This is a genomic window from Paraburkholderia sp. 31.1 (assembly GCF_014397645.1).
Taxonomy (GTDB): Bacteria; Pseudomonadota; Gammaproteobacteria; order Burkholderiales; family Burkholderiaceae; genus Paraburkholderia; species Paraburkholderia tuberum.
The window spans coordinates 1-8,559 of record NZ_VZQN01000099.1 but is presented as its reverse complement, the minus strand read 5'-3'; the positions used below and the strand labels follow the sequence as shown (position 1 = coordinate 8,559).

Here is an 8,559-nt window from a genome sequence, read left to right as displayed (position 1 = left end):
ACAGGACCGTGAAACGACTCCACGCCGATGATAGTGCGGATTGCCCGTGTGAAAGTAGGTAATCGTCAGGCTCCCCTCCAGTCAGAAACCCCACCCGCCGCGGTGGGGTTTTTGCGTTTACGCGGCCAAAATTAACAAACAGCATTGAAGCAAGCGACACCTCCGCCCGCTTCAACGCTTTTCAACTGGTTCTCCCGCTGCCGACGCAATATACCCCAGACCCGGCGATAACCATAGCTCGGCAGGTCAGTGACGGTCAGCCGTATTTCTTCGACCAGCCCGGCATCGTCCGTCTTCCTGGCGCTGCGTCCATCCTGCCAGTCGGCTGGACGTTCAAGCCTTGCCGCTCACGTTTGAGCGCGCTACACCGAGAACGTCCCGGACCTGCTTCACTGCTCGTCCCCCGGCAATGAGGGTGAGCGCGCAATCCATTTTCGCGACTTCGCCACCTCCACCGCCTCACGGAGAATCTCGTTCTCCATTGTCTTTTTGCCGAGCAGTCGCTGGAGTTCCCTGATTTGCTTCAGCGCATCGCTCAGCTCCGACGCTGGTACAACTTCCTCGCCGGCACTGACAGCCGACAGGCTGCCATCCTGATACAGCTTGCGCCAGTGAAACGGCTGGTTCGGATTCACGCCGTGCTGGCGTGCAACCATCGAGACCGACTTGCCCGGCTCGAAACTCTCTCTCACCATTGCCAACTTCTCTTCCGCTGACCACCGCCGCCGGCGTTCCGGTCCCATCAACACTTCCATCACTTCTTGTTTGTTGTTAGTCAAAAACACAGTCGTATGCCTACCCGCTATTTTAAGTGGGAAACTGTGTCCGGCGATTCAGGGGGCCGCTCCATCAACTCTCTACTTCCCTTGCGCCAGAAACTTCTGCGCCAGTCGGACCCAATACGTCGATCCCACCGGCAACAACTCGTCGTTAAAGTCATAACTCGCGTTGTGCAGCATACAAGGGCCCGCGCCGTGGCCCGCCTCGCGGTGGCCGCCATCGCCGTTGCCCAAAAACGCATAGCAACCCGGTTTCGCCAGCAGCATGAACGAAAAATCTTCGGCACCCATGGTCGGTTCAACCGCGTCATCGACATTTTCCGCGCCAACGATCTCTTTCATGACCGACGCCGCAAAACGCGCTTCCTCGCTGCTGTTGATCGTCGGGGGATAGTTCCGGTGGAATTGGATCTGAACGGAGCAATCGTATGCTTCGGCTGTACTGTGCGCGATCTTGCGCATGCGTGACTCGATCAGGTCGAGCGTTTCTGTAGTGAAGGTCCGAACGGTCCCCGCGATCCATGCGTCGTCCGGTACTACATTGACCGCATCGCCCGCATGTATCTGCGTTATCGACAATACCGCAGTATCCAGCGGCTTTTTGTTTCGCGTGATGATGCTTTGCAGCCCGTTGGCAATTTGCACCGCCGCAAAGACCGGATCACGGCCATTGTGCGGTAGCGCTGCATGCGAGCCGACGCCCTTGATTTCGATGCGAAATTCATTGCTCGACGCCATGATCGGGCCTTCGGTCACGCCGAAGTGGCCCGCCGGCATGCCCGGCCAGTTGTGAATGCCAAACACGGCGTCCACGGGGAATTTGTTGAACAAGCCGTCGTCCATCATAGCCTTCGCGCCGGCGCCGCCTTCTTCAGCCGGCTGGAAAATGAACACGATCGTACCGTCGAAAGCACCATGTTTGGCCAGGTAGTGCGCGGCACCGAGCAGCATCGCCGTATGTCCGTCGTGCCCGCACGCATGCATCTTGCCGTCGTTCGTCGACCGATGATCGAAGCTGTTGAGCTCCTGGATCGGCAGCGCGTCCATGTCGGCTCGCAGACCAATCGCGCGCGAGCCGTTACCTCGTTTCAATACGCCGACCACGCCCGTCTTGCCGAAACCACGGTGGGTCTCGATGCCCCAGGACTCGAGCGAACGCGCGACGAGATCAGCAGTCGCCGTCTCTTCGTAGCGCAGCTCCGGGTGGGCATGGATGGTTCGTCGAAGGGTCTGGATTTCGCCGCGAGCGGCCTGAATTTCGGGGATGAGTTTCATGATGGAGTGATTATGCGTTTGTGCTTGACGAGCATGAGATCGCCGCGGACCACGTCGGCCCGGGCACTGCGGATAATTCATTCTACGCCGAAGGCATTTTTGGTGGCGCCACCGAGGTCGGCGGCCTATAGACGTAATAAAATTCCACTTTGCGCGACCGCTTACTGCTCGCCAGGACACATTGCCGATGAACGCCCCGACCGAATTCGCGCGCGCCGTGTGCCCGCACGATTGCCCCGACACCTGCGCGATGCGCGTGACCATCGACAATGGACGGGCGATCAAGGTCGCCGGCGATCCCGACCATCCGCCGACTCAGGGTGTGCTGTGCACAAAGGTCAGTCGTTACGCGGAGCGTGTATACCATCCGAACCGATTGACGACGCCCATGAAGCGTGTCGGCCGCAAGGGCGAGGGCCGTTTCGAGCCAATCAACTGGGACGAAGCGTTCGACCTTGCCGCAAGCCGCCTCGGCGAGATTGTCCGTCGCGCGCCGGAAGCGATTCTGCCTTACAGCTACGCGGGCACGATGGGCCTGGTGCAGAGCGATAGCATCGCGCAACGCTTTTTCCACAAGCTCGGCGCCTCGCAGCTGGATCGCGCGATTTGCGCGGCGGCCGGCGCTGCCGGCCTCAAATACACGTACGGCGCCGGCATCGGTATGCACACCGAGTTTTTCGCCGAGAGCGAGGTGATCCTGATCTGGGGAGCGAATCCGATCGCATCGAATCTGCATTTCTGGACGCGCGCGCAGGAAGCCAAACGTCGCGGCGCCCGGCTGATCGCAATCGATCCGTATCGCTCGCTGACCGCGGAGAAATGCCATCAACACATCGCGCTAAAGCCAGGCACAGACGGCGCTCTCGCGCTCGGCATCATGAACGTCCTGATTACCGAGAATCTGCTCGACTACGAGTACATCGCGGCGCACACGCTGGGCTTCGCCGACTTGAAGGTGCGTGCGCTCAGCTATCCATTGTCTCGGGTTAGTGAAATTTGTGGCGTCGAAGAAGAGGAAATCGCCGATCTTGCACGACTTTACGCCAGCACGAAGAAAGCCGCGATCCGCTTGAACTACGGTCTGCAGCGGGTGCGTGGCGGCGGCAATGCGGTGCGCGCAATCGCGTGTCTGCCGTCGCTGACCGGCGCATGGCGCGAGCGCGCGGGCGGGGCGCTGCTGTCGTCGAGCGGTTGGGCACCGGTCGACTCGCACGCGTTGCAGCGTCCCGACCTGATGCCGGGTTGGCCGTCGAAGCCGAGCCGCGTGATCAATATGAATGCGATCGGCGACGCGTTGCTGCATCCGGGCGACGCGACGTTCGGCCCCAAGGTCGAGGCGATCGTGGTCTACAACTCGAATCCGGTCGCGGTCGCACCGGACTCCGAACGTGTCGCGGCGGGTTTTGCGCGCGAGGATCTGTTCACGATCGTGCTCGAGCATTTCCAGACCGACACCGCGGATTACGCCGACCTGCTGTTGCCTGCCACGGCGCAGCTCGAGCATCTCGACGTGCACAAGTCGTACGGTCACACGCACGTGATGGTCAACCTGCCCGCCATCGCGCCGTTCGGCGACGCACGGCCGAATACCGAGATCTTCCGCAGCCTCGCGCGCCGCATGGGCATGACGGAACCGGCGCTCTTCGACAGCGACGAAGCCGTCGCGCAAGCCGCATTTCGCTGGGACGACAAGACGCTGGACGGTGTCGACTGGCCGATGCTGAAGCAAGCCGGCTGGGCCCGTCTCAATGTGCCTGATGCGCCATTTGCCGACGGTGGTTTTCGCACGCCATCCGGCAAGTGCGAGTTCTACAGCGAGCGCCTTGCGCAACAGGGCCTCGACCCGCTGCCGGACTACCTGCCACCCTACGAATCGGCCGACGGCGCGCCCGAACTGGCGGCCCGCTATCCGCTCGCGATGATTTCACCGCCCGCGCGCAACTTCCTGAACAGCACCTTCGTGAACATCGAGAGTCTGCGCGCGACGGAAGGCGAGCCGCATCTGGACATCCACCCTGCCGACGCGCACGCGCGCGGCATCGGCGACGGCGATCAGGTGCGCATCTTCAACGACCGCGGCTCGATGCAAGCGCGTGCCCGCGTGACCGACCGGGCGCGCGAAGGCCTGGTCGTCGGGTTGTCGATCTGGTGGAAGAAGCTCGCGCCGGACGGCCGCAACGCGAACCAGTTGACGAGCCAGGCACTCACCGATCTCGGCGGTTCGGCGACGTTTTACGACTGTCTCGTCGAAGTCGAGCGGGCCTGAAAGCCGCGCCGCACATTGAAGCTGGCGCCCAGCCTCGCAAGTTCGAGGCTGCCGTCTAACCTCATCGCTTTGCCCATTGGCCGCAATATGCCCATGCTACGATGCGTTTTTAGCACGACCATTCGAAAATAATTCAGGAGACGCTGCATGGAGAAAATCTGGCTGAAATCTTATCCGCCCGGCGTTCCAGCAGAGATCGACCCGACACGCTATTCGTCGGTGGCCGAGTTGCTCGAGGAAGCCTTTCGCGAACACCGCGCAAAGCCGGCGTTCGTGTGCATGGGCAAGCAGATCAGCTACGGTGAACTCGACGAGCTTTCGCGCAATCTTGCAGCGTGGCTGCAGTCGAAAGGGCTCACGCGCGGCTCTCGTGTCGCGATCATGATGCCGAACGTGCTGCAGTACCCAGTTGCGCTCGCCGCGATTCTGCGCGCGGGCTATGTGGTCGTGAATGTGAATCCGCTGTACACGCCGCGCGAACTCGAGCACCAACTGAAGGACAGCGGCACTGAGGCGATCATTCTGCTCGAGAATTTCGCGGGGACCTTGCAGGCAATCGTGCGCAATACGGCGGTCAAGCATGTGGTCGTCGCGGCGATGGGCGACCTGATGGGCATCAAAGGCCCGCTCGTGAACTTCGTCGTGCGCAAGGTCAAGAAGATGGTGCCGGCGTGGAGCCTGGCTGGGCACGTCAAGTTCAACGACACGCTCTCGGAGGGCGCACGTCTGACGTTCAAGCCGGTCCGGCAGGGGCCCGACGATATCGCGTTCCTGCAATACACTGGCGGCACCACCGGCGTGGCCAAGGGCGCGACGCTGCTGCACCGGAACCTGATCGCGAACGTGCTGCAGTCGGAGGTCTGGCTCAATCCGGTGCGCGCGAACCGCACGGATATCGATCAGTTCATTACGGTCGTCGCGTTGCCGCTGTATCACGTGTTCGCGCTGACCGTGTGCGGGCTGCTGACGATCCGCACCGGCGGTCTCGGCGTGCTGATTCCGAATCCGCGCGATATCCCCGGCATGATCAAGTCGCTCGGGGGGTATGCGATCACGACGATTCCCGCGGTCAACACGCTCTACAACGCGATGTTGAACAGCCCCGACTTCCATAAGCTCGACTTCTCGAAGCTGCTGACCGCGAACGGCGGCGGCATGGCGGTGCAGGAGGCGGTCGCGAAGCGCTGGTTCGAGCTGACGCGCACGCCGATCGTCGAGGGCTACGGGCTGTCGGAAACGTCGCCGTGCGTGACCTGCAATCCGGTCACCGCCACCGAATACAACGGCACGATCGGCCTGCCGCTGCCGTCGACCGAAGTCTCGATCCGCGACGACGAAGGCAACGAAGTGCCGCCCGGCCAGTCCGGCGAGATCTGCATCCGCGGCCCGCAGGTGATGGCGGGCTACTGGAACAGGCCCGACGAAACCGCCAAGGTGATGACGGCGGACGGCTTCTTTAAATCAGGCGACGTCGGCATCATGGGCGCGGACGGCTTTGTGAAGATCGTCGATCGCAAGAAGGACATGATTCTGGTGTCCGGCTTCAACGTGTATCCGAATGAAGTCGAGGACGTCGTCGCAAAGCTGCCGGGTGTGTTCGAAGTCGCGGCGGTGGGTGTACCGGATCAGCATTCCGGCGAGGCAGTGAAGCTGTTCGTCGTGAAAAAGGATCCGTCGCTGACCGACGAACAGATCTTCGCATACTGCAAAACGCAACTGACCGGCTACAAGCGGCCGAAGGTCGTCGAATTCCGCACCGAGTTGCCGAAGAGCAATGTCGGCAAGATCCTGCGCCGCGAGTTGCGCGACGGCAGGGCTTAAGCGAGCGAAGAACAAAAGCCCGGCGCACGAAAGTGCGCCGGGCTTTTTGTTGCCCGCACAAAATCCGCGCATAAAAAAAGGCGCCCGAAGGCGCCTTTGAGACAAACTGCGTTTTTTTACAACTTATTAGAACTTGTGACGGATACCGATGCGAGCCGTGAACTGGTTGCTGCTCGTCGAACCGGTCAGGCCGTTGATGCCTGCCGTTGCTGCGACCACCTGACCCGTTGCGTTGACCGTGTCGCCCAAAGCGTGCTGGTACACGCCGACCAGGTACACGTCGGTACGCTTGGACAGGAAGTAGTCCACGCCCAGCGCGCCTTGGTGGTACTGAGCACGCGAGTTGCCTTCGATCTGCTCGCCGCGCGTGTAGTCATACGCTGCGCCGACCAGCAGTGCCGGGGTCAACTGATACTTGAAGTTGATTTCGCCGTTGTTGAACGTTGCCTTCTGGCCAGCGAACGGCGACGCGAACGTCTTGCCGAGGTTGCCGAACTGGATGTTCGAATACGTCAGGCCGATGGTTGCCGCGCCGAACGTGTATGCACCGCCCGCGCCGACGACCTGGTACGTGTTGGCCGATGCGAAGCCTGCGTAGATCGGGGTCGTGACTGCGAAGTTAGCTGCAGTAGTACCCACGGCCGGCGTATTCGTTGCGATCGTGCCGCCGTTGTTGAACAGACCGCCCGAAGCTGCCGGCGTACGCGCGTTCAAATAACCCAAGCCCAATTGCAGCGGACCGTTGTTATAGCCAGCACCCAACGACCAGATCTGGTTGTGCGTGAAGTCACCGGCGACGCCGCCGAAGCTATACGTGCCGCCGAACGTCAGGCCGTTGTAGTTTTTGCTGGTGTACTTGACCGTGTTGTTGGTGCGATACGCGTTGTTGAAGTTGTCGATATCGCCCGGGTGAGCGGCGATGTAGCCGCCCCACTGATCACCCGATTCGAACGGACCCACGTAGTCGACGACGGAGTCGTACTGACGACCCAGCGTGACCGTGCCGAACTGGCTCGACAGACCGACATATGCCTGACGACCGAACATCAGGCCGCCTTGACCGAGCTTGCCGTTGGTCACGTCAAAGCCGTTTTCCAACACGAACAGGGCCTTCAGACCGCCGCCCAGATCTTCAGTGCCACGCAGGCCGAAACGCGAGCCTTGCAGGACGCCGCTGGACATGTTGTACAGATGCTTACCGCCCGAGTTGGTGTTCATGTTGATACCAACGTCAACGATGCCGTACAGGGTCACGCTGCTCTGCGCATGAGCGACGCCTGCGAATGCGCCCAGTGCTGCGAGAGCGAGAAGCGACTTTTTCATCGAATGATCTCCAAGGAATACGAATCTTTTGTACAAGGCAAAATATTTAGTTAGTGCTGAAGGCCTTGCTGTCCAACTTCGCGAGAAGTTGCCACGTAATGTAACAAAAGGCATACATGGAACAAAGAAAAAGGAGTCGCTCCGGAAGGCCGCTGTTTCGTTTACGCAACATGGTCTAGAATCGCAAATTAACCGCCCGTTGCATGCGGATTGGTGCCTGTCGGGCCACCGGTTTCGCGTCGCGAGGCCTTGTCGCACGGACCTTCCGGAACGATGCGGCGGTATCGAATCAGGGAGCGCTTTATGTTGCTGGACGAGTTGATTGGCGAGTTTGATCGGGGTTTACGCTCACTGACAGGGGTCTCGCGGATGAGCCGTCCGCTGCCGCTTCCGCAGGCTTTCGCGGCGACGGCCGAAGCTCCCGAACTCTCGCCCGCGGAGCGCGCGCATGCGGCGGGTTTGATGCGTGTGAACCACGTCGGCGAAGTGTGCGCGCAGGCGCTTTACCAGGCGCAGAAACTCGCCACCGACTCACCTTCATTGCGCGCCATGTTCGATCACGCCGCGTCGGAAGAAGAGGATCATCTGGCGTGGACCGCCAAACGCCTCCAGGCGCTCGACTCGCGTCCGAGTCTGCTCAATCCGCTGTGGTACACCGGCGCGCTCGCGATCGGTCTCGCCGCGGGACGTCTCGGCGATCGCGTGAGTCTTGGCTTCATGGCCGAAACGGAGCGCCAGGTCGAGCAGCATCTCGACAGTCATCTCGACCAGCTCCCCGCCGCGGACCATGAATCGCGCGCGATCGTCGAGCAGATGCGCGTCGATGAAGCGCAGCACGGCAAGGCCGCGATGGACGCGGGCGGCATCGAGTTGCCGTTTCCTGCACGCGCGTTGATGCGTGCGATGTCGAAGGTGATGACGCGCACCGCCTATTACATATGAGCGTTTCACCCGCTTCGCTTCGCTAAGGAAACACTGATTTATCAGGCTCGGCCGTCATCGCTGACGTGTTCGAGTACGTTATAGAAGGAAGTTCACGGAACGGACCAATAGTGATGAAGCGGCAGATCAGCTTTGCAGAAGCGGAGAGTGCGG

Annotated in this window: 5 protein-coding genes and 1 pseudogene; 3 read left to right on the top strand and 3 right to left on the bottom strand. The window is 61.1% G+C overall.

What is annotated here, in order from left to right:
- Positions 1 to 191: 191 nt before the first annotated feature.
- A pseudogene (locus tag F6X37_RS34915) lies at positions 192 to 755 on the bottom strand (transposase); the annotation flags it as partial.
- A gap of 102 nt (positions 756 to 857) precedes the next feature.
- Positions 858 to 2,054 carry a M20 aminoacylase family protein gene (locus tag F6X37_RS34910; RefSeq protein ID WP_184022853.1) on the bottom strand — a complete coding sequence of 399 codons (1,197 nt, stop codon included), beginning with the start codon at positions 2,052 to 2,054 and terminating at the stop codon, positions 858 to 860.
- Positions 2,055 to 2,241: 187 nt separating this feature from the next.
- Between F6X37_RS34910 and F6X37_RS34905 the strand changes: the two genes are divergently transcribed.
- Positions 2,242 to 4,320 carry a molybdopterin-dependent oxidoreductase gene (locus F6X37_RS34905; protein WP_187614558.1) on the top strand — a complete coding sequence of 693 codons (2,079 nt, stop codon included), beginning with the start codon at positions 2,242 to 2,244 and terminating at the stop codon, positions 4,318 to 4,320.
- 147 nt (positions 4,321 to 4,467) lie between these two features.
- The gene (locus F6X37_RS34900; protein WP_187614557.1) at positions 4,468 to 6,141 is read left to right on the top strand and encodes a long-chain fatty acid--CoA ligase; all 1,674 of its coding nucleotides are present in this window, start codon (positions 4,468 to 4,470) and stop codon (positions 6,139 to 6,141) included.
- A gap of 126 nt (positions 6,142 to 6,267) precedes the next feature.
- Here the strand turns inward: F6X37_RS34900 and F6X37_RS34895 are convergent, their stop codons facing one another.
- Positions 6,268 to 7,464 (bottom strand): porin, encoded by a 1,197-nt coding sequence (locus tag F6X37_RS34895; RefSeq protein ID WP_090801980.1) that lies wholly within the window; start codon positions 7,462 to 7,464, stop codon positions 6,268 to 6,270.
- A gap of 303 nt (positions 7,465 to 7,767) precedes the next feature.
- On the opposite strand from F6X37_RS34895, the gene coq7 reads away from it, so the two are divergent.
- Positions 7,768 to 8,406: a 2-polyprenyl-3-methyl-6-methoxy-1,4-benzoquinone monooxygenase gene (coq7, locus tag F6X37_RS34890; RefSeq protein ID WP_187614556.1), complete on the top strand. Its 639-nt coding sequence runs from the start codon at positions 7,768 to 7,770 to the stop codon at positions 8,404 to 8,406.
- The last annotated feature ends 153 nt before the right edge of the window (positions 8,407 to 8,559 follow it).